This is a genomic window from Actinoplanes sp. NPDC051861, from assembly GCF_040681145.1.
Taxonomy (GTDB): domain Bacteria; phylum Actinomycetota; class Actinomycetes; order Mycobacteriales; family Micromonosporaceae; genus Actinoplanes.
Genome location: NZ_JBFAYE010000016.1, coordinates 55,746 through 81,866 on the forward strand (window position 1 = coordinate 55,746; position 26,121 = coordinate 81,866).

Below are 26,121 nucleotides of genomic sequence, written 5' to 3' on the forward strand. Positions count from 1 at the left end.
GATGTGCGGCCGCCCGCACGACCACCTGAGGAGGGGGAGCCCGATGACTGCCATCGCGTCCGGCCCGGATCTGCACTCGGTCGCCCGGCTGACCGAGCTGGCCGACTACGTGATCCCGTTCGCGCTGCGAGCCGCCTGCGATCTGCGGATCGCCGATCATCTCGCCGACGGGCCCCGGTCCGTGGCCGACCTGGCGGCGGCGACCGGCACCCGGCCGCGGGCCCTGCTGCGCGTGCTGCGCGCGCTGGCCGCGCGGGGGGTGTTCACCGAGGGGCCGCCCGAGACGTTCGCGCTCACCGCGCTGGCCGAGCCGTTGCGCTCCGACCATCCGCGGTCGCTGCGCGAGGCGTACCCGCTGATCACCGCCGACGTGCAGGCCTGGGGGCATCTGGACCACAGCCTGCGCACCGGGCGGGCGGCGTTCGACGAGGCGCACAACGTCGACTACTGGACGCACATGCAGCGCCATCCGGCTGACGGGGCGCGGTTCGACGCCTCTCAGCGGGCGGTGTCCCGGCGTGAGATCAAGGCGCTGCTGCCGGCGTACGACTGGGGGAGCTTCCGGACGGTGGTGGACGTGGGCGGCGGCAACGGGACGTTCCTGGCCGCGCTGCTCGCCGAGTACCCGCACCTCAGCGGCGTCCTCTTCGACCAGCCGCACGTGGTCTCGTCGTCCGGGCCGGTGCTGGCCGAGCGCGGCGTCAGCGACCGGTGCACCGTGCTCGGCGGTGACTTCCGCACCGAGGTGCCGGCCGGCGGCGACGGCTACGTGATCAAGCGGGCGCTGTACGACCTCGACGACCCCGGCGCCGAGGAGGTGCTGCGCGCGATCCGGGCCGCGATCCGCCCGGACGGCCGGCTGCTGGTCATCGAGCCGGTGGTGGAGCCCGGCGACGAGTTCGACTGGGGCAAGCTCTACGACGTGCTGCTGATGGTCATGCGCGGTGGTGGCAGCCGCAGCCGCGAGGAGCTGACGGCGCTGTTCGGCCGGACCGGCTTCCGGCTGGAGCGGGTGCTGCGCCCCAAGGGCCTGCCGATCGTCGAGGCCCGCCCGATCTGACAGACGCGGAACGGCGCCGGCCTCGGCCGGCGCCGTTCTCGTGTGTGCGGCTCAAACCGCCTCGTGTGGAATTCGGCCCTCATACTGACCGCAACTCCCCACGCAATGCTCGTCGCGTCGTGGTGTGTGGAGTTCGGCCGTCATGCTGACCGCAACTCCCCACGCAATGGGGGTCAGCGCAGGTGGACCGGGAGGTCGGTCAGGCCGTGCATGATCATGCTGGCGCGCCAGGTCAGATCGTCGGCGTCGCGGGCGAGCCGTACATCGGGGAAGCGGCGCAGCAGGGATCCGATCGCGACAGCTCCCTCGATGCGGGCCAGCGGTGCGCCGATGCAGTGGTGGAAGCCGTACCCGAAGCCGAGCTGCGCGTTGTCCGAGCGGTTCAGCCGGAACTCGCCGGGATCGGGGAAGCGGGCCGGATCGCGGTTGGCGCCCAGCAGCGAGACGAGGACGGTGGCGCCCTCGGGGATCTCCACGCCGCCCAGCTCCACCGTTTCGGTGGCGTGGCGCAGGGCGATCTGGACCGGGCTGTCGAAGCGCAGGGTCTCCTCGACCACGGTGGTCACCAGATCGGGCTCGGCGCGCACCCGGGCGAGTTGCTCGGGGTGGTTGAGCAGCGCCAGGATCCCGTTGCCGATCAGGTTGACCGTGGTCTCGTGCCCGGCCGTCAGCAGCAGGAACACCATCGAGGTGAGTTCGTCCTCGCTGAGGCGGTCCTCGCCGTCACGGACGGCGACGAGCGCGGACAGCAGGTCCGGCTCGGGGTGCCGCCGCTTGCGCTCGAGCAGGTCGCGGGAGTAGTCGACCATCTGTGCCGCGGCGGCGTGCATCTCCTGCAGGGGCAGCGAGCCGGACGAGGTCAGGGTGCTGCTCCACAGATGGAAGTCGTCGCAGTCCTCGGCCGGGATTCCGAACAGGTCGACCAGCACCTGCATCGGCAGCGGCAGCGCCAGCCCGGCGAGCACGTCGACCGCGCCGGGCTGGTCCATCTCGTCGAGCAGGGCGTCGGTGAGCTGCTGGATGCGCGGCCGCATCTGCTCCATCCGGCGGCGGGTGAACGCCGCCGACACGAGCCGCCGCAACCGGGTGTGGTCCGGCGGCCCGACGTTGAGCATGTGGCTGTTCATGGCCCGGCGCAGGTCCTCCGGCATCCGCCGGCCGTGGCCGACGGTTGCCGTGCGGCCCTGCAGGCGCAGATCGATCAGCGCCTGCCGGGCCTGCTCGTGCCCGGTGATCAGCCAGGCCGTCTCGCCCGACTGCAGGCGGATCGGGTGGACCGTGCCGGTGCTGTGCAGGCGTGCGTGCTCGGCGTGCCGCCGTGCGGCGTCCGCCAGCAGCATCTGCGTGCTGAGCGCCAGGTCAGACATGAGCTGTGACTTCCGGGACGGGCGGCGACGAGCCCGCCGTCACCCCGGGCCGGGTCGCGCGCAGCCGGAGCGAGACGCCGGGCATGCGGCTCGTCGGAAGGTACCGCTCGGCGGCGACGACCATGCCCAGCGCGGCGTTGACCGGCGCGGCCAGCTCGGTCAGGTCGCTGCCGGAGGACTTCTTCCGGCGCCAGGCCGCGACCGGGCGCAGCAGCACGTTCCAGCTCTCCACCTCGTGGACGGTCAGCCCGGCCGACTCGATGAGCTCGATCAGCCCGGAGCGGTCGTAGCGCCGGACGTGGTTCACCGCCACGTCGTGGTCGGACCACAGGCGCATGTCGCACGGCACCGCGATCAGGGCGGTGCCACCTGGCCGCAGCAGGCGGAAGATCTCGCGGGCGGCGCTGGTGTCGTCCGGGATGTGCTCCAGGATGTCGAAGGCGACGATCAGGTCCATGGAGGCGTCCGGCAGCGGGATGTGCCGGGCGTCGGCCTGGATCACGTTGAGGCCGCGCTCGCGGGCGACCTGGGCGCCCTCGGTGCTGTACTCCAGCGCGACCGTCTCCCAGCCGCGGGCGCGCAGCACCCGGGTGTTGCCGCCGCCGGCCGCGCCGATGTCGAGGGCCCGTCCGGGCTTCATCCGGCGCACGTCGCGGTCGAGCAGGATGCGGCGCTCCCGGTACCACCAGTGGCGGTCCTCGAGGGCGGCGAGTTTGCGGATCTCGGTGGCGTCCATGAAGTCACCTCTGCCCGGTCGGGGCAAGTTCAGAGAAACCCGCGAGCCGTAGGCCGTGCCGGCTGATGGCGTCGCGGGTTGCGGGGTGGGTGAGTGCGTCGAGCTCGGCTGACCACCGGAAACCCCAGGCATACCGGGCCCGATCGGGGTCACCGGCCTCGCCGGGATGGCAGTTTACCTCCAGTTTGTCTGCATGCAACCCGGCTAGAAGGTCGATTGCCTGAAGTAGCCGGGGCAACGTAAAGCGGCCGGCCTCGTCCAGGCCCGCGTACGCCGACGGTGCGGCCAGTCCGGCCCGGTCGACGACCGTCCGCAAGCGACGGCTCAGCATGCGCACGCCCGCGCCCCGGGGTCCTCGCGACCGGCTGGACGGCACTCTCGTGGCGCCGACGGCGTGGCGGCGGGCCAGCCTGACCAGCACCGCGGCGACCGGCGGCCACAGATGCAGATGCTGGTGGGTGTCCAGGTGGCTCAGCCGCAGTCCGAGGTCGCGGGTGAGCCGCTCCACCTGTGCCGTGAACTCGCGTTCGACGTCGGCCGGGTCCACCCGGCCGGCGGCAGCGCGGGCCAGGAACACCCGCCAGGAGAGCGGGAAACGGCCGGCGCGATCGACCAGCGTCGGGATCTCGGTACGTGACAGCAACGGCGGATCCTCGCCGACCAGGGCGAGGTGGGCGCCGGTGCCCAAGTCGGGCGAGTCGTGCAGCCACGGCCCGGTGACGCCCACCGCGGGGCCGACCGCCAGCACCGAGGTGCTGGACACGACGCCCGCCCGGTGGGCGTGCAGGATGCCTCGGGAGATCCCCTCGGTGAGCCCGTAGTCGTCGGCGTTGACGATCAGGGTGCGGCTCATCGGGCGCCGCTCCGCCGCCGGGGGTTGAACACCCACACCCGCAGCAGCACGAAGCGGATCACCGTGGCCAGCGCGATGACCGTGTACGCCACCCCCAGCTCGACGCCACGGGGCGCGCCCGGCCAGAGCGTGTGCAGCAACAACACGCTGCCGCTGCTCAGCAGCAGCCGGATGATGAAGTCCACGCCGCCCTCGAGCTGATGGCGGACCACGTCGCGCGAGCCGCGTACGCCGAAGGTGAACCGTCGGTTGGCGGCGGTGTTGCCGATCGTGGTCAGCACCAGCGCGACCGCGTTGGCCGCCATCCCGGACATGACCGTGCGCAGCAGCAGGAACAGCAGCAGGTAGGCGGCCGAGCTGAGCACGCCGATGACGGCGAACCGCGGCAGCTGGCGCGCCATCCCGGCGGGGAGCTTGGCCCGGCGTACGTGTGACGGCAGGTCCACATGCAGCGCACCCCCGATGACCCGGCGCCCCACACGGAGCATGCCCGCGAGATCGTCTCGTGCGGTGCGGAACAGGTCCACGGAGCTGTTCGGGTCGTCCATGCAGTCGACCGGCACCTCGTGGATGCGCAGCCCGTGGCGCTGGGCGGCGAGCAGCAGCTCGGTGTCGAAGAACCACTTGTTGTCGTCGACCACCGGCAGCAGGGCCTGCACGACGTCGCGCCGGCCGGCCTTGAAGCCGCACTGCGCGTCGGAGAACTTGGCGCCCAGGGTGGTCGCCAGCAGGAAGTTGTAGGTCCGCGACAGCACGGCCCGCTTGAGGGTGCGGTGCACCGTCGACCCGTTCGCGTGCCGGGTGCCGATGGCCAGGTCGCTGTGGCCGGACATCACGGAGGCCACCAGCGGCAGGAAGGCGTCCAGGTCGATCGAGAGGTCGACGTCCATGTACGCCACCACCTCGGCCTGGCTCTCGCTCCAGACCGCCCGCAGCGCGCGGCCACGTCCCTTCTCCTGCAGACGGACCGCGCCCACGCCGGGCAGCTCCCCGCACAGCCGTTCGGCGATCGCCCAGCTGCCGTCGGTGCTGCCGTTGTCGGCGACGGTGATCCGGAACGGATAGGGGAACTTCTCCGTCAGGTACGCGTGCAGGCGGTGGACGCTGGCAGCGAGCACCGCCTCCTCGTTGTAGATGGGGATGACGACCTCGGTGAGGTGCGCCTCGGCCGCCTGGCCGTCGGAGCCGGGTGTGGCTCGCCCCGAGGGATTGCTCGACGTGATCGTGGACACGGCGTCCGCCCTCCAGCAGTCAGCCAGTGCTTCGTACCGAACCCTCACATCGCGGGCGATCCCTCGGCATCTTTCTGATTGCGCTGGTAGAGGGGCACGCCGGAAGGTGCGGCGGGCCGCCGCGGCACGCATGCTGACCGGCATGACGCCGGACTGGCTGGACTTCTGGAGCGGTGAGCAACGGATCTATGTCAACGACCGGCACCGCCGGCTGCACTTCCGCGACACCGCCGAACAGATCATCAAGGTCGCGCCGGGTCCGGGCGCGCACGTGCTGGACTACGGGCCGGGTGACGCCCTGGAGGCGGAGCGGATCGCCGCGGAGTGCGGCCGGCTGACCCTCTGCGAGTCGGCCACCGGCTTCCGCGAGGCGCTGGCCGCCCGGTTCGCCGGTCACGACCGGATCACCGTGATCGGCCCGGACTCACTCGGCGCGATTCCGGACGGCTCGGTCGACCTCATCGTGGTCAACTCGGTGGTGCAGTATCTGCGCCGTGACGAGCTGGACCGGCTGCTGGCCACCGCGCGGAGGCTGCTGTCGGCGCGCGGCCGGCTGCTGGTCGGTGACGTGATCCCGCAGCGGTCCGGTCTGGTGGCGGACTCGCTGGCGATGCTGCGGTTCGCGGCGCGGGAGCGGTTCCTCGGCGCGGCGGTGCGCTCGATGGCCGCCACGGTGTTCTCGCCGTACACGCGGGCGCGGCGCGAGCTGGGGCTGACCCGCTACGACCCGGCCGAGATGGTCGGGGTGCTCGCCGCCGCCGGGTTCACCGCGCGCGAGCACCGCCCGAACCTGAGCCACAACCCGAACCGGGCGACCTTCGTGGCTACCTGAGCCCCGCTTTTTCGAGCGCGCCGGCCAGGTGCCGCAGCGTGCGCACCCCGGTCTCGGCGCCGCTGAACAGAGCCGCCACCAGCGTGGTCACCCCGGCCTCGGCGTACGCATGCAACCGGTCAGCGATCCGCCCCGGCGGCCCGATCAGCGCGGTGCGGTCCAGCAGCTCGAGCGGAACCGCCGCGGCGGCCTCCTGACGGCGCCCGGCCAGGTAGTGCTCCTGCACCTCGCGGGCCTCGTCGCCGAAGCCCATCCGGCCGGCCGCGCGCTGATAGAAGTTCTGCCGCCGGCTGCCCATCCCGCCGAGGTAGAGCGCAGCGTACGGCCGGATCAACCGGGCGCACGCGGCCACGTCGTCACCGACCACGACCGGCACGGTGGGCGCGATGTCGAAGGCGGCCGGATCCGCGCCGGACCGGGCGCGCCCGGCCGCGATGCGGGCGAGCTGCGGCGCGGCGTCCTCCGGTGCGAAGAAGGCGGCCAGCCAGCCGTCGGCGATCTCGCCGGTGAGTTCCAGGTTGCGCGGGCCCACCGCGCCGAGGTAGAGCGGCACCCGGTCCCGCAGCGGGTGCAGGGTCAGCCGCAACGCCTTGCCGGGGCCGTCGGGTAGTGGCAGCGGGTAGTGCGGCCCTGCGCCGGTGAGCCGTTCCCGGCGCAGGGCGGCGCGGACCAGGCCGACGTACTCGCGGGTGCGGGCGAGCGGGTCGTCGAACGCCACGCCGTGCCAGCCCTCGGAGACCTGCGGGCCGGAGACACCGAGGCCGAGCCGGAACCGCCCGCCGGAGAGCAGGTCGACGGTCGCGGTGGTCATCGCGGTCATCGCCGGGGTACGCGCCGGAATCTGCATGACCGCGCTGCCCAGCCCGATCCGCTCGGTGCCGGCCGCCAGCCAGGCGAGCTCGGTGGGTGCGTCGGAGCCGTACGCCTCGGCGACCCAGACCGAGTCGTAGCCGAGACGTTCGGCCTCCTGGGCGAGCCGCAGGTGCCCGGCCGGCGACCCGCGTCCCGCGTGATAGCCGAGGTTCAGCGCGAGTCTCATCCGAGCAGGCCCCGTTTGCGCAGCAGCGGCAGGACGCCCTCGCCGAACGCGTAGGCCTCCTCCAGATGCGGCTGTGCGGACAGGATCAGGTGGTCGAGCCCGATCGAGTGGTACTCCTCGATGCGCTCGGCGACGTCCTCGTGGCTGCCGACCAGCGCGGTGCCCACGCCCGGGCGCACCAGGCCGTACCCCGCCCAGACGTTGGGGTAGACCTCGAGCTCGGCGCGGCTGCCGCCGTGCAGGGCGGCCATCCGCCGCTGTCCCTCGCTCTCGGTGGAGCGGAAGCGCCGCTGTGCCTGCTCGATCCGGGCCGGATCCATGTCGTCGGCCAGCTGCCGTGCCACGCGCCACGCCTCCGCCGCGGTGTCCCGGGAGATCACGTGGAACCGGCTGCCGAAGCTCAGCGTGCGCCCGGCCTCGGCGGCGAGCCGGCGGGCCGAGCTCATCAGCCCGGTCATCGCGTCCGGCGGCTCGCCCCAGGCCAGATAGACGTCGCCGTGCCTGGCGGCGACCCGCTGGGCCGCCGCCGAGGAGCCGCCGACGAAGGTCAGCGGCCGGCGCGGGTCCGGCCGGGTCAGCAGCCCGGCGCGGATCCGGTAGTGCGCGCCGTCGGCGTCGAAACGGTCGCCGGACCAGGCCCGGCCGAACGCGTCGAGGAACTCGCCGGTGCGCTCGTAGCGGCGCTCGTGATCCAGCCAGTCGCCGTACCGGTGCTGCTCGTCGGCGTCGCCGCCGGTCACGATGTTGAGCATCAGCCGCCCGCCGGACACCCGCTGAAGGGTGGCCGCGGCCTGAGCGGCGAGCAGCGGCGGCTGCAGCCCGGCGCGCAGCGCGATCATGAAGCGGATCCGGGTGGTCCGCGACGCCAGAGCCGCGGAGACGACCCACGGGTCCTCGCAGAACAGGCCGAACGGCACCAGCATGCCGTCGAAGCCGAACCGTTCGGCGGCGAGCGCCACCTGGGTGAGGTAGTCGATGTCCGGGTCCCGGCGGGCGCCCGGCACGGTCTCGCCGGTGCTGCGCTTGGCGACCTCCTTGCCGTCGCCGTGCGTGGGCAGGAACCAGTGCAGGTTCAGCGCCATGCCGCGGCCTCCGCGGGTGAGGCGGCGGCGCCGCGCGGCGCCGGGGTTCCGGGGGCGGCGCCGAGCAGTTCCGCGGCGATCGCACCGAGCGGATCGGTCCGGCCGGTGAGGTACGCGTCGATCCACAGCGCCCGCCGGTACCACCGGTGCAGCGGGTGCTCCCAGGTGACGCCCATCCCGCCGAGGACCTGGATCGCCGACTCGCAGACCCGGACCGCGGCCAGCGCGCCCGCGTACGCGGCACAGGCCAGCGCCTCACCCGGGTCGTCGCCCGGACGCGCCAGCACACAGGCGGCCCGGTAGACCAGTGACCGGGCCAGCTCCACGTCGGAGTAGCCGTCGGCGAGCCGGTGCGCGACCGCCTGATAGGACCCGATCGCCCGGCCGAACTGGACGCGCGTCTTCGCGTGCTCCACGGCCATCTCCAGGGCCCGGGCGGCGACGCCCACCGCCTCCGCGCCGAGCAGCAGCGCCGAGCGCCGCCCGGTGGCGGTGAGCACCTCGGCCGCCTCGCCGGGTGCCGTCAGCAGTTCGCCGGTCGCGCCGGCGAGGGTCAGGTCGGCGCCGCGCCGCAGCGGGTCCACGCCGGGCACCGGTGTGACGGTGAGGCCGGGGTCGCCCGCGGTGACCAGGAACAGCATCAGGCCGTCCGGCCCGCCGGCCGAGACGACGAACTCCTCGGCGTGCTCGGCGTCGGTGACGGCGGAGATCCGCCCGTCGAGACGCCAGCGGCCGGCGACGTCGTCGGCGTGGCAGGTGGTGGAGCCGTCGGCGAGGGTGGACGGCCGGCCCGAGGGCTTCGGCAGGTCCGTGCGGACGGTGGCCCACCAGGGCGCCGGCAGTAGGGCCCGGCCGGTCTCCTCCGCCAGCAGGGCCAGCAGCACCGGGTCCAGATCAGGGTCGAGCCAGCCCTGGTCCCGCAGGGCCGGCCAGGCGTCGCGGTCGGCGCCCGGCCCGTCGGCCAGGTCGGCGATCCGCGCCGCCGGGTAGCGGTCCTCCAGGTGGCGCCGGGCGGCGTCGCGGAGGTCGGTCTGGTTCGTGGTCAGGGCGAAGTTCATCTGTCCCCTCCGTCTACCGGGACCGGGGCAGCGCGAGGACCCGCTCGGCGATGATGCCGCGCAGGATCTCCGAGGTGCCGCCCTCGATGGTGTTGGTCCGGCTGCTGAGCCGCTGCTGCCGCCAGTAGTCGTCGCGGGCGCCGTGCAGGCGGGTGGCGAGCGCGGTGAGCCGCTGGTTCGCCAGCGACCAGCGGAGTTTGATGACCGAACTCTCCGGTCCGGGTGTCCCGGTCTGCTCCAGCGCGGCCAGCGCCCGGTAGCCGGTGTAGCGCAGCCCCTGCAACTCGACGTGCAGTTCGGCCACCTCCCGGCGCACCAGCGGGTCGCCGGCCGCACCGGCCTCGTGGACGGTGGCCACCAGGCGGTCGAGTTCGGCGGCCAGCCGGGCGGTCAGCGTGATGCCGAACGTGCCGCGCTCGTGCGCCAGCGTGGTCATGGCGACCCGCCAGCCCTCGCCGGCCGGTCCGAGGACGGCCCCGTCGGGCACCAGGACGTCGTCGAGCAGGATCTGGTTGAAGTCGCTCGCGCCGGTGAGCTGCCGCAACGGGCGGACCGTGACACCGGGCGAGCGCATGTCGAGCAGGAAGCAGGTCAGGCCGCGGTGCCGCGGCTCCCCGTCGGCGGTACGCGCCAGCAGCAGGCAGTGGTCGGCCAGGTGCGCGTACGACGACCAGACCTTCTCACCGCTGATCCGGTAACCGCCCGGCTCGGCGGTCGCCCGGGTCCGTACGGCCGCCAGGTCGGAGCCGGCGTCCGGTTCGGAGAAGCCCTGGCAGAACACCGACTCGCCGGAGAGGATCCGGGGCAGGTGCTCGCCCTGCTGCGCAGGCGTACCGAAGTGGATGAGTGTCGGGCCGACCATGTTCAGCCCGATCACGTTGAGGTGGTCGGGCGCTCCGGCCCGCGCGCACTCCTCGGCGAAGATCGCCTGGTACGCCGGGGTCAGCCCGCGCCCGCCGTACTGCTCGGGCCAGGTGAGGCCGGCGTAACCGGCCTCGTGCATCGCGCTGCTCCACCGGCTCAGTTGTTCCGGCGCCCACGTCCCCGGTGTGCCGAGGGGAACGTGGGCGGAGAGCCAGTCCCGCAACGTCGCCCGGAATCGGGCCTGTTCCGTCGTGTCGCCCAACCGCATGCCCGGCACGCTAACCCGGCGCGTATCGATGGCGGTCCTTTCCCGCCCGGGTTGCGCACTCTCGGAGAAGGCACCCTGACGACCGCCTTGACCAGCACATACGAAGATGCGCCACCCCCGCACGGGTGCCCACGATGGCGCTGTCGCCAAGCGCCTATCACCGCCGGAGGTGTCCTCGATGCGGGTGACCGTCGACTACGACCTGTGCGACAGCACGGGGGTGTGCAACTCCTTCGCGCCCGAGGTGTTCGAGCTGGACGACGAGGACCTGTTGCACGTGCGCGTCCCCGAGCCGGGCGCGGAGCTGTGGCCCGCGGTCGAGGAGGCCGCGCGGGCCTGCCCGAAGCTGGCGATCCTGCTGCCCGGTGACCGGCCGTGAGTACACCGGTGATCGTCGCCGCGGCGCGCACGCCGATCGGCCGCCGCGGCGGCGCGCTGGCCGGCCTGAAGGCGGTCGAGCTGCTGCGGCACGTGCAGCGGGAGGTCATCGAGCGGGCCGGCATCGAGGCGGGCGAGGTCGAGCAGGTCATCGGCGGCTGTGTCACCCAGGCCGGCGAGCAGAGCCTGAACGTGACCCGCAACGCGTGGCTGAACAGCGGATTCGACCCGGCGGTGGGCTGTTCCACGGTGGACGTGTCGTGCGGCTCGGGCCAGCAGGCCAATCACCTGATCTCCGCGCTGATCGCGGCCGGCGTGATCGACGTGGGCATCGCGTGCGGGGTGGAGGCGATGAGCCGCGTCCCGATCGGGGTGAACCTGTATCAGGGGCCGGGGCACTACAAGACCGACGACTACCCGTGGGACGACCCGCCCAAGGCGCAGTTCGGCGGTGCCGAGCGGATCGCGCGCCGTCAGGGGATCACCCGGGCGGACGCCGACGCGTACGGGCTGCGGTCGCAACAGCGGGCGGCGAGGGCCTGGGCGGCCGGGCACTACGACCGTGAGGTGACACCCGTGCCGGCCGGTGGGGCGGGCGTGGTGGACCGGGACGAGGGCCTGCGCGACACCACACCCGAGGGGCTCGCCGGGTTGCGGCCGACGATGGACGGCGCGGTGCACACGGCCGGCACGACCTCGCAGATCTCCGACGGCGCCGCGGCGGTCCTGTGGATGTCGCTGGACCGGGCCCGGTCGCTCGGGCTCGCGCCGCGCGCGGTCCTGGAGCACCAGGTGGTCACCGGTGCGGACCCCTACTTCCTGCTCGACGGCCCGGTCGAGGCGACCGCGCGGCTGCTGCGCCGGGCCGGGATGAAGGCCGGTGACATCGACCTGGTCGAGGTCAACGAGGCGTTCGCCGCGGTGGTGCTGAACTGGATGGCGGCGTACGGCGCGGACCCCGACCGGGTGAACCCGAACGGCGGGGCGATCGCGCTGGGCCACCCGCTCGGCGCGACCGGCACCCGGCTGATCGTCAGCGCGCTGCACGAGCTGGAGCGCACCGGCGCCGGGACCGCGCTGATCACCATGTGCTGCGGCGGTTCGCTCGGCACCGCCTCGCTGCTGCGGCGGTGGTGACGGTGACGGGCGCGCGGGAGTTCTTCAGCGAGGCGCGGGAGGGTTCGGCCGGGCCGCTCGCCGGGGTGCGCGTGCTCGGCGTGACCAAGGTGTGGTCCGGTCCGATGGCCACGTGCCTGCTCGGTGACCTGGGCGCCGACGTCGTCGACGTCGAGCTCCCGTACGGCCGTGACGGTGACGTGCCGCCGGTCATCCCGGGTACCGGGCTCTCGTGGTTCCGGGAGACGGTGCATCGCAACAAGCGCAGCGTCGGGATCGACCTGCGGGAGCCGGCCGGCGTGGAGACGTTCCTGCGCCTGGTGGCCACCGCGGACATCGTGGTGGAGAACTACCGGCCTGGGACGCTGGACGAGTGGGGTGCCGGGTACCGGGCGTGCCGCGAGGTGCGACCGGACCTGATCTTCGTGTCCATCTCCGGGTGGGGTCAGTACGGCCCGAACACGCGTCTTCCGGCGTACGACCCGGCGATCCAGGCGGCCGGTGGGTGGATGTCGCTCAACGGTGATCCGCGGGGCACGCCGACCCGGGCTCCGACGTTCCTGGCCGACGAACTCGCCGGCCTGCACGCGGCGGTCGCGGCGCTGGCGGCGCTGGCGCACCGGGACCGGACGGGGGAGGGCCAGCACGTCGACGTGTCGATGATGGACGCGCTGCTGTTCAGCAGCAGCGGCCTGCCGACGCTTGCGGCGACCGGCGCGGCACCGCGGCGGTGGGGCAACGAGACGGACTTCGTGGTGCCGTCCAACGTCTACCGGTGCCGGGACGGCCACGTCTATCTGGCCGTCGCGCTGAACAAGCACTGGCGAGCGCTCGCCGGAGTGCTGGGCCGGCCGGGGCTGGGACGGGCGGACGGTTTCCGGACCAACGAGGAGCGCCTGGCGAACCGGGACGCTGTCAACGATCTCGTAGCCGGGTGGTGTGCCGGACGTGACGTGTCCGAGGTGGTCGCCGTGCTCACCGCGTACGAAATCGTGGTTTCGCCCGTGCGCACGCTGGCGGAAGCGGTCCGCGATCCGCATGTGGCGGCACGCGGCATGCTGGCGCCGACCCGCCTGAGCGACGGATCGGTGGCCCCCCTGGTCGCACCGCCGGTGAAGTTCTCCCGCACGCCGACCCGGATCCGGCGCCCGGCGCCGGTACCCGGGGCGGACACCGACGAGGTCCTCGGGGAACTGGCCGCTCTCCAGCATTTAGAGAGATGAAACCGTCAATCAGGAGAAATAGCCTCAATTCTGGCGTGACTTTCACATCCATTCGGGAGACGTCGTGGCGGAGCAGCACAGGGCCCTGATCACCGGATCCTCACGGGGGATCGGCCGGGCGATCGCACTGCGGCTGGCACAGGACGGCCATGCGGTCGCCGGGTGCTACCAGCGGGAGAGCGAGGCGTCCCGGCAGACCGAGGCGGACCTGCGCCGGCTCGGCGTGCCGTATCACCTCGCCGAGTGCGACGTGACCCAGCCGGACGAGGTCGACCGGTTCGTGCGCGCCGCCGAGGAGGCCCTCGGCCCGATCGACCTGCTGGTGAACAACGCCGGCATCACCCGCGACCAGCCGCTGGTGCTGGGCATGCCGGCGGACTGGAACGCGGTGCTGTCGACCAACCTGACCGGCACCTGGAACCTGTGCCGCGCGATGGCCTTCCGGTTCATGAAGGCCCGTAGCGGCGTCATCGTGAACATGTCCTCGGTGGCCGGGATCTACGGCAACGCCGGGCAGACCGCGTACGCGGCGAGCAAGGCCGGGATCATCGGCCTGAGCCGGTCGCTGGCCAAGGAGGTCGGCCGGTACGGGATCCGGGTCAACGTCGTCGCGCCGGGCTTCATCGAGACCGACATGACCGGCGTGCTCGGCACGCAGATCCGCGACCAGGCACTGGAACAGATCACGCTGCGCCGCTTCGGCCGGTCCGACGAGGTCGCCGACCTGGTCGCGTTCCTGCTCTCCGAGCGGGCCGCGTACATCACCGGGCAGGTCTTCCAGGTCGACGGGGGGATCACGCTGTGAAGATCCTTGCCTCACCGCTGAGCCTGGTCACCACCACGCGCGGCGACGACGACGGCGCGACCGTCCGGCTCGTCACCCGGCTGACCGTCGACCCGGACGACCCGCATCTGCGCGGGCACTTCCCGGGCCTGACCGTGCTGCCCGGCGTCTTCGTCATCGACGCCATGTGCCAGGCCCTGGCCGAACACGGAAACCTGCTGCTGCGCGAGGTGAGCAACGTGCGCTTCCTGGCGCCGCTGCTGGCCGGCGACGAGCTGACGCTCGACATCACGGCTGTTCCGGCCGGCGACGGGTCGTGGGCGGTGCGCGCACAGGGGCGGCGCCGCGACGGCACCACCACCGCGCGGATCAAGGCGGTCTTCGAGCGGGCGGAGGACGACGATGTCTGAGCATCTCGAGATCCGGGCGCTGCTCCCGCAGCGGCACCCACTGCTGCTGGTCGACCGGGTGCTCGACGTGGAGGCGGGGCGGTTCATCCGTACGGTCAAGGCGGTCACCGGCTCCGAGCCCTGCTACGCCGACCTCCCGGAGGACGCGTGCCGATGGCGGTGGCGCTACCCGGCCGGTCTGCTGATCGAGTCGTTCGGGCAGAGCGCCGCGCTGCTGTGGCTCCGCGGTGAGCAGCCCGACCTCGACGACGGCCGCACCCTGATGTTCGTCGCGGCGACCGGCTTCCGGTTCGACGGCCCGGTCTACCCGGGCGACGTGGTCCGGCACGAGGTCCGGCTCGACTCGGTGATCGCCGACACGGCGTTCGCCTCCGGGGAGAGCTGGGTCGGCGACCGGCGCGTCGCCACCGTCACCACCCTGGTGGCCACCCGCCGCCCGGTCCAGCCACCCCACCCTCAGACTCCCGAGCTCGCTCGGGCCGCGGCATGACGCCGGCATTGTCCCAGGCAGGGAAGGAACACGATGAACGCTGAAGATCAGCAGCTGGAGGACCTGCGCGCCCTGGTGGCCGAGGTGCTGGAGGTGGAGCCGGAGGAGCTCACCGACACCGGCGACTTCATGGAGGAGTACGAGGCCGACTCTCTCCGGGCGATCGAGATCCTCGCCCGGCTCGACAAGCAGTTCAAGGTGGAGATCCCGCAGGCGGAGCTGCCCGAACTGCGCAACCTCAAGGCCGTGCACGCGGCCCTGATCCGTCACTCGGCCGGACGGAACTGAGCCGTGGTCCGCGTCGCGGTGACCGGGCTCGGCCCGGTGTCGAGTATCGGCATCGGCGCACCGGCGTTCGCCGGAGCGCTGCGTGCCGGTCGCTCCGGCATCTCCCACATCACCAGCTTCGACCCGGCCGGCTTTCCGCATCAGAACGCCGGTGAGGTGCACGCCTTCGACCCCGGCGCGCACCTGCGGCGGCTCGATCCGGCGACGTGGGGCCGGTCGAGCCAGTTCGCCGCCGGCGCGGCCCGCCTCGCCGTCGAGGACGGCCGTCTGGACCTGTCCACCGTCGACCCCGGTCGGGCGCACGCGGTCATCGGCACCACCAGCGGGGAGTCGCAGGTCGTCGAGGCGCTGACCGCGCAGATCGTCGGCGGCGGCTTCGGAGCTCAGGACCCCGGCCTGCTGCGCCAGCTGCCGGCGAACCGGCTCGCGAACGCGGTGAGCGAGGAACTGGGCCTGTGCGGGGAGTCGCTGACGCTTGCCACGGCCTGCTCGGCCAGCAACTACGCCCTCGGGTACGCCTACGACCTGCTGGTCTCCGGCGAGGCGGACGTGGTGCTGGCCGGCGGCGCGGACTCGGTGTGCCGATGGGCGCACGCCGGCTTCTTCCGCCTCGGCGCGCTCGCGGGCACGTCCTGCGCGCCGTTCGACCGCAACCGCTCGGGCATCCTCACCGGTGAGGGCGGCGCGGTGCTGCTGCTCGAGACGTTCGAGCACGCCCGGCGCCGTGACGCGCGGATCCTCGCCGAGGTGCTCGGGTACGGCCTGAACTGCGACGCCAACCATCCGGTGTCGCCCGACGAGCGCAGCATCGCCGAGTGCATGCGCACCGCCCACCGCAACGCGGACGTGAAGCCCGACGAGGTGGACTACATCTGCGCGCACGGCACCGGCACGCCCGCCAACGACCTCGTCGAGGGCCGGGCGATCCTGGAGGTCTTCGGCCCGGAGCCGCCGCCGGTCAGCTCGATCAAGTCGATGATCGGGCACACCATGGGCGCGGCCTGCGGTTTCGGGGCGATCGCGTCGGTGCTCGCCATCGACCAGGGCTTCCTGCCGCCGACCGTGAACTGGTCGGAGGCCGACCCGGAGCTGCCGGGGATCGACCCGGTGCCCAACACCGCCCGGCCCGCCGACGTGCGGGTGGCGCAGAACGACGGCTTCGCGTTCGGCGGCAACAACGCCATCGTCATGCTGGGAGCGGTCCGGTGAGCGGCGTCGCGATCACCGGATGGAGCGCGATCACCTCGGCCGGCGTCGGCGCCGAGCCGCTCGCCGTGGGCGTTCCGGTGCCGCAGGACGTCCGGGCCATGTTCGACGATCCGCTGCCGGTGCCGTCCGCGCGGGCACTGCCCGGCTTCGACGTGCGTACGCTTCTCGGCCGCAAGGGGACCAGCTCCTTCGACCGGGCGACCGCGCTGGCCGTGGTGTGCTGCCGGGAGGCGCTGCGCTCGTCACCGGTGGACCTCGACGCGGGGCCGCACGCCCGTACCGGCGTGGTGCTCGGCACCAGTCTCGGCAGCTTCAAGTCCACCAGCGACTACAGCCGCGAGACCCTGGTGCAGGAACGGCCGTACCTGGTCAACCCGGTGCTCTTCCCGAACACCGTGATGAACGGCGCCGCCGGCCAGGTCGCGATCCGCTTCGGCCTGCGCGGGGTGAACGCCACCATCGCCGGTGGACCGCTCGCCTTCCTCAACGCGGTCCGCTACGCGCGCAACGTCCTCGACCGCGGTTACGCCGACACGATGGTGGCGGGCGCGGTGGAGGAGTTCACCCCGCACCGGGCGTGGGCCGTGCAGCTGGCCGGGGAACCGGACACCGCACCGGCCGGCGAGGCCGCCGCGTTCTTCGTGCTTTCCCGGACCGCCGACGGGGGTAGCGGCGCCCGGATCCTCTCGGTCGCCACCGGGTACGGGCCGGGCGGCACGATGCCGGCCGGCACGGCGCTCACCTCGTGCGTCGGCCGGGCCCTGCGCCAGGCCGGCGCGGACAGCTCGGCCGTCGGCGCGGTGGTGACCGGCTCGGCCCACCCCGACGACGACCGCGAGTACGGGCCGGCGGTGCGGGCGCTCGGCCACCATCCGGAACACGTCCCGGCCCGGCGCCTGCTCGGCGACTGCGGCGCGGCCACCGGCGCGGCGGCGCTCGCCGTCGTGCTCGCCGGTCCCGCGCTCCCGGCCGCCCGGCCCCTGGTCCTGCTCACCGGCCGGGGCGCCGACGGCGCGGTCGGCGCGGCGATCGTGGAAGGAAGTGGCGATGAGCGCCCTGATCGCGGCTAGCGTCATCTCGACCTGCCTCGGCGACGGCCCGCAGACGTTCGCGGCGCTGCTGCGAGGTGAGTCCGGCGCCGGCCTGCTGCGGCATTCCGGGCCCGAGCGGCTGGGGGTGCACGCCGGGTACCACATCGGCGGCGACGACCCGGACCGGCCGTTCCGCGCCGGTGAGCTGCTGGCCGGCTGCCTGCGGGCGGCCGTGCGGGAGAGCGGCCTCGACCCGCGGACCGCCCGCGCGGTGGTGCTGGTCGGCACCGGCCTGCGGGAGCTGTCCGCGGTGGAGCACTGGGCCACCGGCGGGCCGGTCTTCCCGGACCGTCGCCTGCACTTCGGCGACGTGGTCCGCCAGGTCCTGCCCGCCGCCCGGGACGTGGTGACGATCTCCAACGCGTGCAGCGCCGGAGGGCACGCCCTCGCGCTGGCACAGGACATGGTGGAGCTCGGCGAGGCCGATGTGGTGATCGCCTGCGGCACGGACACGATGACCCGCTCGATGCTGGCGATGATCGGCCGGGTCGCACCGGTGCCGACGACCCGGGTCCGGCCGTTCGACCAGGACCGCCAGGGCGTCCTGCTGGGCGAGGCGGCGGCCGCGGTGGTGGTCGTGCCGGAGGACTGGACCGGGCCGGTGCGCGGCCGGGTGGCGGCGACCGGGCTGTCCTGCGACGCGCACCACGAGACGGCACCGGACATCGAGGGCATCGGGCGGGCCATTCGCAACGCGTACGAGCGGGCCGGCCACACCGTCTCCGACGTGGACCTGGTCGTGGCGCACGGCACCGGAACGGCGCTGAACGACCCGGCCGAGTCGGAGGCGCTGCGCAAGGCGGTCGCCGGTGCCGGTCCCGGCCCCCTGATCACGGCCGTCAAGGGCGCGGTCGGGCACACGTCGGGCAGCGCGGCGCTGGTCAACGTCGACGTGGCGCTGCGCTGCCTGGACACCGGGGCGGTGCCGCCGGTGGTGGGGCTGCGCACCGTGCTGCCGGAGGGACACGGGCTGCGGTTCGTCCGGGACCGGCCGGTGCGCACCCCGGTGCGGCTGGCGCAGGTCAACAGCTTCGGGTTCGGCGGCGTCAACGCGGTCACGCTCCTGGAGGCGGCATGAGCACGCTGACGGAGCCGGTGGCCGCGGTCGGCTGGGCGGTTCACCTGCCCGGCCCGCCGCTCGGCGAGTTCCTGGCGGAGGGGTTCGAGGAGCCGCCGGGCGACTGGGCGTACGAGGAGGCGGCCGGCCCGGCGCGGGCGGCGACGGTCCTGGGCCGCAAGGGCCTGCTGGCCAAGGAGCCGGCCACCCGGACGGCGCTGTGCGCGGTGCACCGGGCGCTCGGCCTGCCGGCCGGAGCCCGGCCGGACCAGCCGCTGGATCCGGGTACGGCCGTGGTCGTCGCGAGCAACCTGGGCAACGTGGCGACGGTGGCCGCGGTCAGCCGGACCGTGGCCACCGAGGGCGGCGCGGCGGTGAGTGTCCTCGACGCGCCCAACGTCTCCAGCAACGTCATCGCCAGCAGCATCGCGCTCTGGTTCCGCTTCGGCGGGCCCAACCTGATGGTCTGCTCCGGTGACCGCGCCGGTGCCGACGCGCTCCGGCTGGCCGGTCTGCTGCTGCGGGCCGGCCGCGCGGACCGGGTCGTGGTGGTCGGTGTGGAGCCGGACGACGAGGTGGCGGCCGCTCTGCACGGCGCGGGCCGGTACGGCCCTCCGCTGCGCGGGGGAGCGGCGTGCCTGGTGCTGCGCTCCGCCGCGAACCGGGTGCCGGCTGGCGTGTGCGTCGAGCCGGCACCGGCACAGTGGCCGGTGCCGCCGCGGCTGCTGATCGGCCCGGGTGGTCTGGATCTGCGGGGACACGGCGATCTGGGCGGGGCGCGTCACGTCGTGTCGCTCGCGCTCGCGGCCCACCTCGCGGCCGACGACGGTCACCGGGCCGTCGGCGTGTCCGACGACGAGATGTCGTTGCTGGTCACCGCCACGGTGGCCCGGAGGGCTCGATGACCGTCACGCTGCGGACGCTGGCACCGGGCCGCCCCGGCGCGCCGCTCGTCGTCCTCGCGCACGGCCTGGAGGACACCTGGAGCAGCTGGCGCCGGCTGGCCGCGCATCTGGATCCGGACTGGCGGCTGGTCGCGCTGGATCTGCCGTGGCGAGCGGGCAACGACTACCAGTGGGGAGACCGGACGGCTGCGCGATGGCTGGCCGAGGGCCTCGACCTCGTCGGCGCCCGCCCGGACGCGCTGATCGCGCACTCGTACGGCGCGAACGCGGCTCTCGGCCTGCTCAGCGCCGGCGATCCGGCCCTGGCCGACGTGGTCGCGCTGATCTGCCCGCTGTACCGGTCGCCGGAGGATCCGGTGACCTGGAGCATGTTCGACCGGGCACGGAGCACGTTCGAGGCGCACGTCCGGGAGAGCGTCCGGGCCCGGATGGAGAAACGCGCCGCGGCGAGGGACCCGGCGGTCATGCAGACGATGATGACCTTCGCCCTCGACCGGGTCGGCCCGTCCGGCTTCCTCACCGTCTTCCAGCAGTTCGTCGCGAGCGCGCAGCTGCCGCTGGAACGGATCGGTGCGCGGACGCTCGTGATCGCCGGCACCGACGACCCGACGCTGTCGCCGCGCGCGGCCCGCAAGCTCGGCGGGCGCATCCCGGGCGGCCGCCTGCTGATCAACGACGGTTACGACCACTTCTGCCACATCCGCCGGGCGCGGGACGCCGCGAGGACCATCGCGGAGTTCGTCACCGAGTCCACGACGATCACCGTGGGGGACATCCGATGACTCTTACCTCCGAGAGCCGCGTGACCGTGGGATACGGGCGCCCGGCGTACGAGGGCGCGAACATCCGCACCTGGATCGGCTTCAAGCACTTCCTCTACCTGGTCGAGCACGCCGTGACCCAGTGGGCGCGGGAGCAGGGCGCCGGTGCGCGGCAGCTCTATCTCGAGCACGGGCTCGGCCTGGAGATCGTGGACTCGTCGGTGCAGCTGCCGGCGGTGCTGGAGATCGACGACGAGGTCCGCGCGGACGTGGTCCGGGAGCGCGGCGGGCGGCTGCGGGTGCAGCTGTCGGTCGTTCGTGACGGTGCCGAGGTGACCGTGCTGCGGGGGCGTACGACCGTGGCGCTGGTCCGGGAGCGGTCCGCGGACGGGCACCGGCCCGCGCCGGACGGGCTGCACGGTCTGGAGGTCGCGGACGTGCTGGACGCCAGCACGGTCGCGCCCGCCGACCGGCTTGCCCGGCCGGTGACCGGCTCGATCGAGGAGTCCCTCGGGGTGGGCCCGCGCGGCCACCTGTGGTCCTGGCGGGCGCCCTACTTCTACTGCCACTACTCCGACCGGGTGCAGCACTCGGGCTACGTCCGGGCGCTGGAGGAGGTCGTCGACCGGTTCCTCGACGCGCGAGGCATCTCGGTGGGCCGGATGCTCACCGAGCGGTCCTGGATCCCGGTGGTGTCGCGGGCCCGCGTGCAGCTGATCGGCGCGGCGCACATGGAGGAGACCGTGCACACCGTCTTCACCGTGCTCGACGTGCTGCGCGGCGTCATGTTCGACGGCCGGATGGACTGCTGGGTGCGGCGCGGCGACGAGCTCGTGCCGGTCGCCACCGCGCGGATCCTGCACGGGTACGCGATCGCGGCGGGCCCCGGCGCGGGCGGCATGGCTCAGCTGGACGACGAGGTCGTCCGCGCGCTCACCGGCGGTGGCCGGTGAAACGGCGGCCGCGGCTGTACTTCTCGTTCCGCAGCCCGTACAGCTGGCTGGCCGTGCGCCGCCTGCGGGAGGTGGTCCCGGACCTGTCGTCGGCCTTCGACTGCATGCCGTACTGGGACCCCGACGAGCAGACGTCGGCCGGGCTGAAGGCGCGCGGCGGCGAGTTCCACTACGTGCAGATGAGCCGGGCCAAGCACCTGTACATGCTGATGGACACGAAACGGCTGGCCGCCGCGCACGGGATCACGATGGCCTGGCCGGTCGACATCGACTCCTGGTGGGAGCTGCCGCACCTGGCCTGGCTGTACGCCCGGACCCAGGGACGCGAGTGGGAGTTCTACGACGCGGTCGTGGCGGCCCGCTGGGGACGCGCGGAGGACATCTGCACCCGTCCGGTGATCGAGGCGGCGGCGGTGCGGGCCGGACTGGACCCGTCGGCGGCCGTCCTGGACGAACCGGAGCGGCGGGCCGAGGGCGTCGAGTGTCTCTACCGGGCCTACCTGGACGACGTGTTCGGGATCCCGTACCTGAAATGGGGCCCGCATCGGTTCTGGGGCGTCGACCGGGTGGAGCCGTTCCTGTCGATGTGGCCCGCACCCCCGGTTCCGGAGCCCGCCGCGGTGGCGCCCGGCAGACAGGCATACGACACCGACACGGCGGGAGGATGCGGATGAGCGGGCACACGACCAGGACGGTCGCGGAGGAGCGCAAATACCGGCGGCAGCGGCTGGCGGCCTCGCTGCGGCTGTTCGCCCGGTACGGCTTCGACGCCGGCGTGGGCGGGCACATCACCGCGCGCGACCCGGGCGACCCGGAGCTGTTCTGGATCAATCCGTTCGGCGTCCACTTCGGCCACGTCCGGGCGAGCGACCTGCTGCTGGTCGACGGTGAGGGCGCCGTCGTGAAGGGGGAGGGCCGGGTCAACCCGGCCGGCTTCGCGATCCACTCGCAGATCCACGCCGCCCGCCCGGACGTGGTCGCGGCGGCGCACACCCACTCGGTGTACGGCCGGGCGTTCTCCACGCTCGGCCGCCGCCTCGACCCGATCACCCAGGACGCGTGTGCGTTCTACGAGGACCACGAGGTGTTCGACGGTTTCGACGGCGTGGTGCTCGACCTGGAGGAGGGCCGCCGCATCGCGGAGACCCTCGGCTCCGCCAAGGCGGTCATCCTGCGCAACCACGGGCTGCTCACGGTCGGCACCACGGTGCAGGAGGCCGCCTGGTGGTTCATCACGATGGACAGCTCCTGCCGGGTTCAGTTGCTGGCCGAGGCGGCGGGAACGCCGCACCTCATTCCACCGGTGGTCGCCAAGGACACCGCGGCGACGATCGGGACGCCGGCGATGGGGCGGCTCAACTTCCGCCCGCTCTGGGACGACATCGTCCGGGTCGAACCCGGCCTCCTCGACTGACTCCTTCGGAAAGGGTGGAAGACCGATGCCGACGTTGCTGAACGATCAGGTCGCCCAGGACGGGCACGCGATCGCGATGCTGGACGCCGACGGCGCGGTGACCTGGCGTGAGCTGGGCGCACGGGTCAACCGGTGGATGGACGTGCTGACCCGGACCGGCGTGCGGAACGGCGATGTCATCGCCTGCCTGCTGGGCAACCGGCGGGAGACGTTCGAGGTCCTGCTGGCCGGGTTGCACCTCGGTGTCACGGTCGTGCCGGTCAACTGGCACCTGACGGCACCGGAGATCGCCTACATCCTGGCGGACTCGGGCAGCCGGGTGCTGGTGACCGAGCCCGCGTACGCGTCGACCGCCGCGGCCGCCGGAGGGCCCGTGCGCCTGGTGCTCGGTGACCACGCCCTCGACGGGTTCACCCCGGCCGGGCCGCTGCTCGCCTCGGCCGACCCCGCCGAGAGGGCGGGCCAGATCTGCGGCTCGATCATGCTGTACACCTCGGGGACGACGGGCCGGCCCAAGGGCGTGGTGAACAACATGTTCGCCCACGGCGCCCCGTTCGACCGGGTGGACCGGCTGATCGACTACGCCCGGGTGGTGCTCGGGGTGCCGGCGCACGGCCGGGTCCTGCTGGACGGCCCGTGGTACCACTCCGCCCAGCTGTTCTTCGCCCTGCTGGCCCTGCTGCAGTCCTCCCGCCTGGTGATCCGGCCGTACTTCGACCCGGTGGCCACGCTGGACGTCATCGACAGTCAGCGGATCACCGCGGTGCACCTGGTGCCGACCCAGCTGGTCCGCCTGTTGCGGGTGGACCGGGCGAGCCGGGCCGCGTTCTCCGGCGCCGGTCTGGAACGGGTCTGGCACGGCGGCGGCGCCTGCCCGGAGGCCGTCAAACGCGCCATGATCGAGTGGTGGGGGCCGGTGCTGACCGAGTACTACGGCGCCACCGAGGGCGGAGTGGTCACGCTCATCGGCTCGACCGAGTGGCTGCGCCGGCCGGGCAGCGTCGGGCGGGCGGTGCCGCCGTCCGAGCTGCTGATCCTCGGCGAGGACGGTGCCGAGCTGCCGCCCGGTCACACCGGACGGATCTTCATCCGCCGCCGTAGCGGCCGGCGTTTCCGATATCACAACGACCCGGCGAAGACGCGGGGGGCGTACCACGCGCCGGACACCTTCACCTACGGCGAGGTCGGCCACGTCGACGAGCAGGGCTATCTGTACCTGACCGGGCGCGCCCAGGACATGATCGTCACCGGCGGGGTGAACGTCTACCCGGCCGAGGTCGAGGCGGTGCTGCTGAGCCACCCGCACGTCCGCGACGCCGCGGTCGTCGGAGTCGGCGACGACGAGTTCGGCGAGCGCGTGGTCGCGGTGGTCGTCGCGGGCGAGGAGGCGGGCGACGACCTGCCGGAGCGGCTCGACGAGTACTTGCGGGAGTCACTGGCGGGATTCAAGGTGCCGCGCGACTATCACCTGGCCGGGTCGCTGCCCCGGGACGAGAACGGCAAACTGCGCAAACGAGAACTGCGAGAGAGGTACGCCCCGGCGGTCGCGGTCGCCGGTGAGCGGGTGCCGCGATGACCGCCCCGCCGAGCGCGCCGCCGGCCGACATCGCTCTGCCCGCCACCTACCTGCGCGGTGTGCCGCACCCGGAGTTCGACCGCATCCGGGCGGACGGCGGGATCCGCTGGACTCCGGAGCCGTTGCTGGTGCGGCACAGCAGCGGCGGGCGGATCACCACCCGCGGGCCCGGGTTCTGGGCGGTCACGTCGTACGAGGCGGTGCTGGAGGCGTCCCGGCGTCCCGAGGTGTTCTCCTCGGCCGCGAAGGGTGCCTTCCTGGTCGACCCCCGCACGCCGGGCGACCTCCGGCAGACCCGGCAGCTGCTGGTCAACATGGACGCGCCGCAGCACGCCCGGATCCGCAAGCTGGTCACCGCCGTGTTCACACCCCGTGCGGTACGCGGGCTGACCGAGGCGATCGCCGTGCACGCCCGGGACCTGGTGGCCCGCGTGGTGGCGGCCGGCTCCTTCGACGTGGTCACCGACCTGGCGGCGGAGCTGCCGCTGCTGGTGCTCGCCGACCTGCTGGGCGTGCCCCGGGAGGACCGGCATCTGCTGTACCGCTGGAGCAACCACCTCGTCGGTTTCGACGACCCGGAGTTCGGCGGCGGTGACGTGGACGCGTACCGCACGGCCATGGGCGAGGCGTTCCAGTACGCGCTGCGGATGGCTCTGCAGCGCCGCGAGGAGCCCACCGACGACCTGGTCAGCCGGCTCGCGAACGCCGAGATCGACGGTGAGCGACTGTCCGACCGGGAGTTCTGCAACCTGTGGCTGCTGCTCGTCGTGGCCGGCAACGAGACCACGCGGCATGCGATCTCGGGCTCGCTGGACGCGCTGGCGGCGCACCCCGAGCAGCTCGCCCACCTCGTCGAGGGGCGGGTGCCGGTCGCGGTCGCGGTCGAGGAGCTGCTGCGGTGGATCACGCCGATCATGCAGTTCCGGCGTACCGCGACCGTGGACACCGAGCTGGCCGGTCAGGCGATCGCCGCCGGCGACAAGGTGGTCCTCTACTACGTGGCGGCCAACCGGGACCCGGCCGTCATGGCCGCACCGCACACGCTCGATCTCGGCCGGGCGCCCAACCGGCACCTGGCGTTCGGGATCGGGCCGCACTTCTGCCTGGGCGCGCACCTGGCCCGCCTGGAGCTGACCACGATGCTGACCGAGCTGCTGCCGCACCTGGACGGCCTGCGGGTCGACGGCCCGGTGGTCCGCCTCGAGTCCAACTTCGTCAACGGCATCAAATCCATGCCCGCACATCTGAAAGGGGAACACGCGTGACACAGCCGCCGAACGTGATCGCCGACCTGATCGCCGAGGGTGCCGAGATCGACGACCTGGTGTCCGGCCTGGACGCCGAGGGCTGGGCGACCGCGACGCCGGCGCCCGGCTGGACGGTCGCACACCAGATCGCCCACCTCGCCGCGACGTTCCGCCTGGCGGCGCTGGCCGCCTCGGACGCCGCCGCGTTCCAGTCGGTCGCCTCCCGGCTCTCGCCGGACTTCAACGCCAACGTCGTCGCGGCGATGGCCGGCTTCCTCGCCGAGCCGCCGCCGGTGCTGCTCGCGCGGTGGCGCGACGAGCGGGCGGGCGCGGAGAAGGCCCTGAACGCGCTGCCGCCGGACCAGATGGTGCCCTGGCTGGTCCGGCCGCTCCCGGCCGTGGTGCTGGCCGCGGCCGGGATGATGGAGACGTTCGCGCACGGGCAGGACATCGCCGACGGCCTGGGCGTGCGGCGCGAGTACACCGACCGGATCGGGCACCTGGTCGGGTTCGCCGTGCGCACCTGGGACTTCGGATACCTGGCCCGGGGCCTGGAGGTACCGGATGCGGAGTTCCGCTTCGAGCTGACCGCGCCGTCCGGCACGGTCTGGGCGTTCGGCCCGGAGGACTCGCCGCAGCGGGTGACCGGCCCGGCCGCCGACTTCTGCCTGCTGGTGACCCGCCGCAGGCACCGCGACGACCTGGCGCTGCGGGCGACGGGTGAGATCGCGGACGCGTGGCTCGGCATCGCGCAGGCGTACCGCGGCCCGGCCGGCGAGGGCCGGCGGGCGGGCCAGTTCGCGCCAGCCGCGCGCTGAGAACCCCTCA

The 26,121-nt window shown here is 73.3% G+C and carries 28 protein-coding genes; 20 read left to right on the forward strand and 8 right to left on the reverse strand.

Annotated features, from left to right (window positions below; genetic code table 11):
• Positions 1-43: 43 nt before the first annotated feature.
• Positions 44-1,060, forward strand: a complete 1,017-nt coding sequence (locus tag AB0M02_RS32425) for a methyltransferase (protein WP_364233801.1) — start codon at positions 44-46, stop codon at positions 1,058-1,060.
• 173 nt (positions 1,061-1,233) lie between these two features.
• Here AB0M02_RS32425 and AB0M02_RS32430 read toward each other — a convergent pair whose 3' ends face one another.
• Genes AB0M02_RS32430 through AB0M02_RS32445 form a run of 4 tightly spaced genes read right to left on the reverse strand, consistent with a single transcriptional unit; the run spans position 1,234 to position 5,239 of the window.
• Entirely contained in the window at positions 1,234-2,427 is a 1,194-nt protein-coding gene (locus AB0M02_RS32430; RefSeq protein WP_364233802.1) for a cytochrome P450, read from the reverse strand.
• On the reverse strand, positions 2,420-3,163 hold the full coding sequence (locus tag AB0M02_RS32435) for a class I SAM-dependent methyltransferase (protein WP_364233804.1): 744 nt from the start codon (positions 3,161-3,163) through the stop codon (positions 2,420-2,422). Before AB0M02_RS32435 ends, AB0M02_RS32430 begins: the two co-directional genes overlap by 8 nt.
• 4 nt (positions 3,164-3,167) lie before the next feature.
• Positions 3,168-4,016, reverse strand: a complete 849-nt coding sequence (locus tag AB0M02_RS32440) for a ChbG/HpnK family deacetylase (RefSeq protein ID WP_364233806.1) — start codon at positions 4,014-4,016, stop codon at positions 3,168-3,170.
• Positions 4,013-5,239, reverse strand: coding sequence for a glycosyltransferase (locus AB0M02_RS32445; protein WP_364234123.1), 1,227 nt, complete (start codon positions 5,237-5,239; stop codon positions 4,013-4,015). The genes AB0M02_RS32440 and AB0M02_RS32445 overlap by 4 nt, the downstream gene beginning before the upstream one ends.
• A 151-nt stretch (positions 5,240-5,390) precedes the next feature.
• Here AB0M02_RS32445 and AB0M02_RS32450 point away from each other — a divergent pair, with 151 nt between their 5' ends.
• Positions 5,391-6,080, forward strand: a complete 690-nt coding sequence (locus tag AB0M02_RS32450) for a methyltransferase domain-containing protein (RefSeq protein ID WP_364233807.1) — start codon at positions 5,391-5,393, stop codon at positions 6,078-6,080.
• Here the strand turns inward: AB0M02_RS32450 and AB0M02_RS32455 are convergent.
• From AB0M02_RS32455 to AB0M02_RS32470, 4 genes are read right to left on the reverse strand one after another with little or no spacing between them, the layout of a single operon-like run.
• Positions 6,073-7,119: an LLM class F420-dependent oxidoreductase gene (locus tag AB0M02_RS32455; RefSeq protein ID WP_364233808.1), complete on the reverse strand. Its 1,047-nt coding sequence runs from the start codon at positions 7,117-7,119 to the stop codon at positions 6,073-6,075. The genes AB0M02_RS32450 and AB0M02_RS32455 overlap by 8 nt on opposite strands.
• Positions 7,116-8,201 (reverse strand): LLM class flavin-dependent oxidoreductase, encoded by a 1,086-nt coding sequence (locus AB0M02_RS32460; protein ID WP_364233810.1) that lies wholly within the window; start codon positions 8,199-8,201, stop codon positions 7,116-7,118. Before AB0M02_RS32460 ends, AB0M02_RS32455 begins: the two co-directional genes overlap by 4 nt.
• The gene (locus AB0M02_RS32465) at positions 8,192-9,259 is read right to left on the reverse strand and encodes an acyl-CoA dehydrogenase (protein WP_364233812.1); all 1,068 of its coding nucleotides are present in this window, start codon (positions 9,257-9,259) and stop codon (positions 8,192-8,194) included. Before AB0M02_RS32465 ends, AB0M02_RS32460 begins: the two co-directional genes overlap by 10 nt.
• A 13-nt stretch (positions 9,260-9,272) precedes the next feature.
• On the reverse strand, positions 9,273-10,391 hold the full coding sequence (locus AB0M02_RS32470) for an acyl-CoA dehydrogenase family protein (protein WP_364233816.1): 1,119 nt from the start codon (positions 10,389-10,391) through the stop codon (positions 9,273-9,275).
• Positions 10,392-10,569: 178 nt separating this feature from the next.
• On the opposite strand from AB0M02_RS32470, the gene AB0M02_RS32475 reads away from it, so the two are divergent.
• The 18 genes from AB0M02_RS32475 to AB0M02_RS32560 all read left to right on the forward strand — a co-directional run bounded on the left by AB0M02_RS32475 (position 10,570) and on the right by AB0M02_RS32560 (position 26,111).
• Positions 10,570-10,770: a ferredoxin gene (locus AB0M02_RS32475; protein WP_364233818.1), complete on the forward strand. Its 201-nt coding sequence runs from the start codon at positions 10,570-10,572 to the stop codon at positions 10,768-10,770.
• Positions 10,767-11,906 (forward strand): steroid 3-ketoacyl-CoA thiolase, encoded by a 1,140-nt coding sequence (locus tag AB0M02_RS32480; RefSeq protein ID WP_364233821.1) that lies wholly within the window; start codon positions 10,767-10,769, stop codon positions 11,904-11,906. The genes AB0M02_RS32475 and AB0M02_RS32480 overlap by 4 nt, the downstream gene beginning before the upstream one ends.
• On the forward strand, positions 11,900-13,108 hold the full coding sequence (locus AB0M02_RS32485; RefSeq protein ID WP_364233824.1) for a CoA transferase: 1,209 nt from the start codon (positions 11,900-11,902) through the stop codon (positions 13,106-13,108). Before AB0M02_RS32480 ends, AB0M02_RS32485 begins: the two co-directional genes overlap by 7 nt.
• A 64-nt stretch (positions 13,109-13,172) precedes the next feature.
• Positions 13,173-13,913, forward strand: a complete 741-nt coding sequence (fabG, locus tag AB0M02_RS32490) for a 3-oxoacyl-[acyl-carrier-protein] reductase (RefSeq protein ID WP_364233827.1) — start codon at positions 13,173-13,175, stop codon at positions 13,911-13,913.
• Positions 13,910-14,302: a FabA/FabZ family ACP-dehydratase gene (locus AB0M02_RS32495; RefSeq protein ID WP_364233829.1), complete on the forward strand. Its 393-nt coding sequence runs from the start codon at positions 13,910-13,912 to the stop codon at positions 14,300-14,302. The genes fabG and AB0M02_RS32495 overlap by 4 nt, the downstream gene beginning before the upstream one ends.
• The gene (locus AB0M02_RS32500; protein WP_364233832.1) at positions 14,295-14,792 is read left to right on the forward strand and encodes a beta-hydroxyacyl-ACP dehydratase; all 498 of its coding nucleotides are present in this window, start codon (positions 14,295-14,297) and stop codon (positions 14,790-14,792) included. Before AB0M02_RS32495 ends, AB0M02_RS32500 begins: the two co-directional genes overlap by 8 nt.
• A gap of 33 nt (positions 14,793-14,825) precedes the next feature.
• On the forward strand, positions 14,826-15,080 hold the full coding sequence (locus tag AB0M02_RS32505) for an acyl carrier protein (protein ID WP_364233835.1): 255 nt from the start codon (positions 14,826-14,828) through the stop codon (positions 15,078-15,080).
• 3 nt (positions 15,081-15,083) lie between these two features.
• Positions 15,084-16,289, forward strand: coding sequence for a beta-ketoacyl-[acyl-carrier-protein] synthase family protein (locus AB0M02_RS32510; RefSeq protein ID WP_364233836.1), 1,206 nt, complete (start codon positions 15,084-15,086; stop codon positions 16,287-16,289).
• Positions 16,286-17,359 (forward strand): beta-ketoacyl synthase N-terminal-like domain-containing protein, encoded by a 1,074-nt coding sequence (locus AB0M02_RS32515; RefSeq protein WP_364233839.1) that lies wholly within the window; start codon positions 16,286-16,288, stop codon positions 17,357-17,359. Before AB0M02_RS32510 ends, AB0M02_RS32515 begins: the two co-directional genes overlap by 4 nt.
• A complete protein-coding gene (locus tag AB0M02_RS32520; protein ID WP_364233841.1) occupies positions 17,337-18,458 on the forward strand; it encodes a beta-ketoacyl synthase N-terminal-like domain-containing protein in 1,122 nt (373 codons plus the stop codon). Before AB0M02_RS32515 ends, AB0M02_RS32520 begins: the two co-directional genes overlap by 23 nt.
• Positions 18,455-19,342 (forward strand): beta-ketoacyl synthase N-terminal-like domain-containing protein, encoded by an 888-nt coding sequence (locus AB0M02_RS32525; protein WP_364233844.1) that lies wholly within the window; start codon positions 18,455-18,457, stop codon positions 19,340-19,342. The genes AB0M02_RS32520 and AB0M02_RS32525 overlap by 4 nt, the downstream gene beginning before the upstream one ends.
• A complete protein-coding gene (locus AB0M02_RS32530) occupies positions 19,339-20,124 on the forward strand; it encodes an alpha/beta fold hydrolase (RefSeq protein ID WP_364233847.1) in 786 nt (261 codons plus the stop codon). The genes AB0M02_RS32525 and AB0M02_RS32530 overlap by 4 nt, the downstream gene beginning before the upstream one ends.
• On the forward strand, positions 20,121-21,056 hold the full coding sequence (locus AB0M02_RS32535) for a thioesterase (RefSeq protein ID WP_364233848.1): 936 nt from the start codon (positions 20,121-20,123) through the stop codon (positions 21,054-21,056). Before AB0M02_RS32530 ends, AB0M02_RS32535 begins: the two co-directional genes overlap by 4 nt.
• On the forward strand, positions 21,053-21,730 hold the full coding sequence (locus AB0M02_RS32540; RefSeq protein WP_364233851.1) for a DsbA family protein: 678 nt from the start codon (positions 21,053-21,055) through the stop codon (positions 21,728-21,730). The genes AB0M02_RS32535 and AB0M02_RS32540 overlap by 4 nt, the downstream gene beginning before the upstream one ends.
• Positions 21,727-22,470 carry a class II aldolase/adducin family protein gene (locus AB0M02_RS32545; RefSeq protein ID WP_364233853.1) on the forward strand — a complete coding sequence of 248 codons (744 nt, stop codon included), beginning with the start codon at positions 21,727-21,729 and terminating at the stop codon, positions 22,468-22,470. Before AB0M02_RS32540 ends, AB0M02_RS32545 begins: the two co-directional genes overlap by 4 nt.
• Positions 22,471-22,495: 25 nt before the next feature.
• Positions 22,496-24,046, forward strand: coding sequence for an AMP-binding protein (locus tag AB0M02_RS32550; RefSeq protein ID WP_364233854.1), 1,551 nt, complete (start codon positions 22,496-22,498; stop codon positions 24,044-24,046).
• Entirely contained in the window at positions 24,043-25,311 is a 1,269-nt protein-coding gene (locus AB0M02_RS32555) for a cytochrome P450 (protein ID WP_364233856.1), read from the forward strand. The genes AB0M02_RS32550 and AB0M02_RS32555 overlap by 4 nt, the downstream gene beginning before the upstream one ends.
• Positions 25,308-26,111 (forward strand): TIGR03084 family metal-binding protein, encoded by an 804-nt coding sequence (locus tag AB0M02_RS32560; RefSeq protein ID WP_364233859.1) that lies wholly within the window; start codon positions 25,308-25,310, stop codon positions 26,109-26,111. The genes AB0M02_RS32555 and AB0M02_RS32560 overlap by 4 nt, the downstream gene beginning before the upstream one ends.
• Positions 26,112-26,121 lie beyond the last annotated feature (10 nt).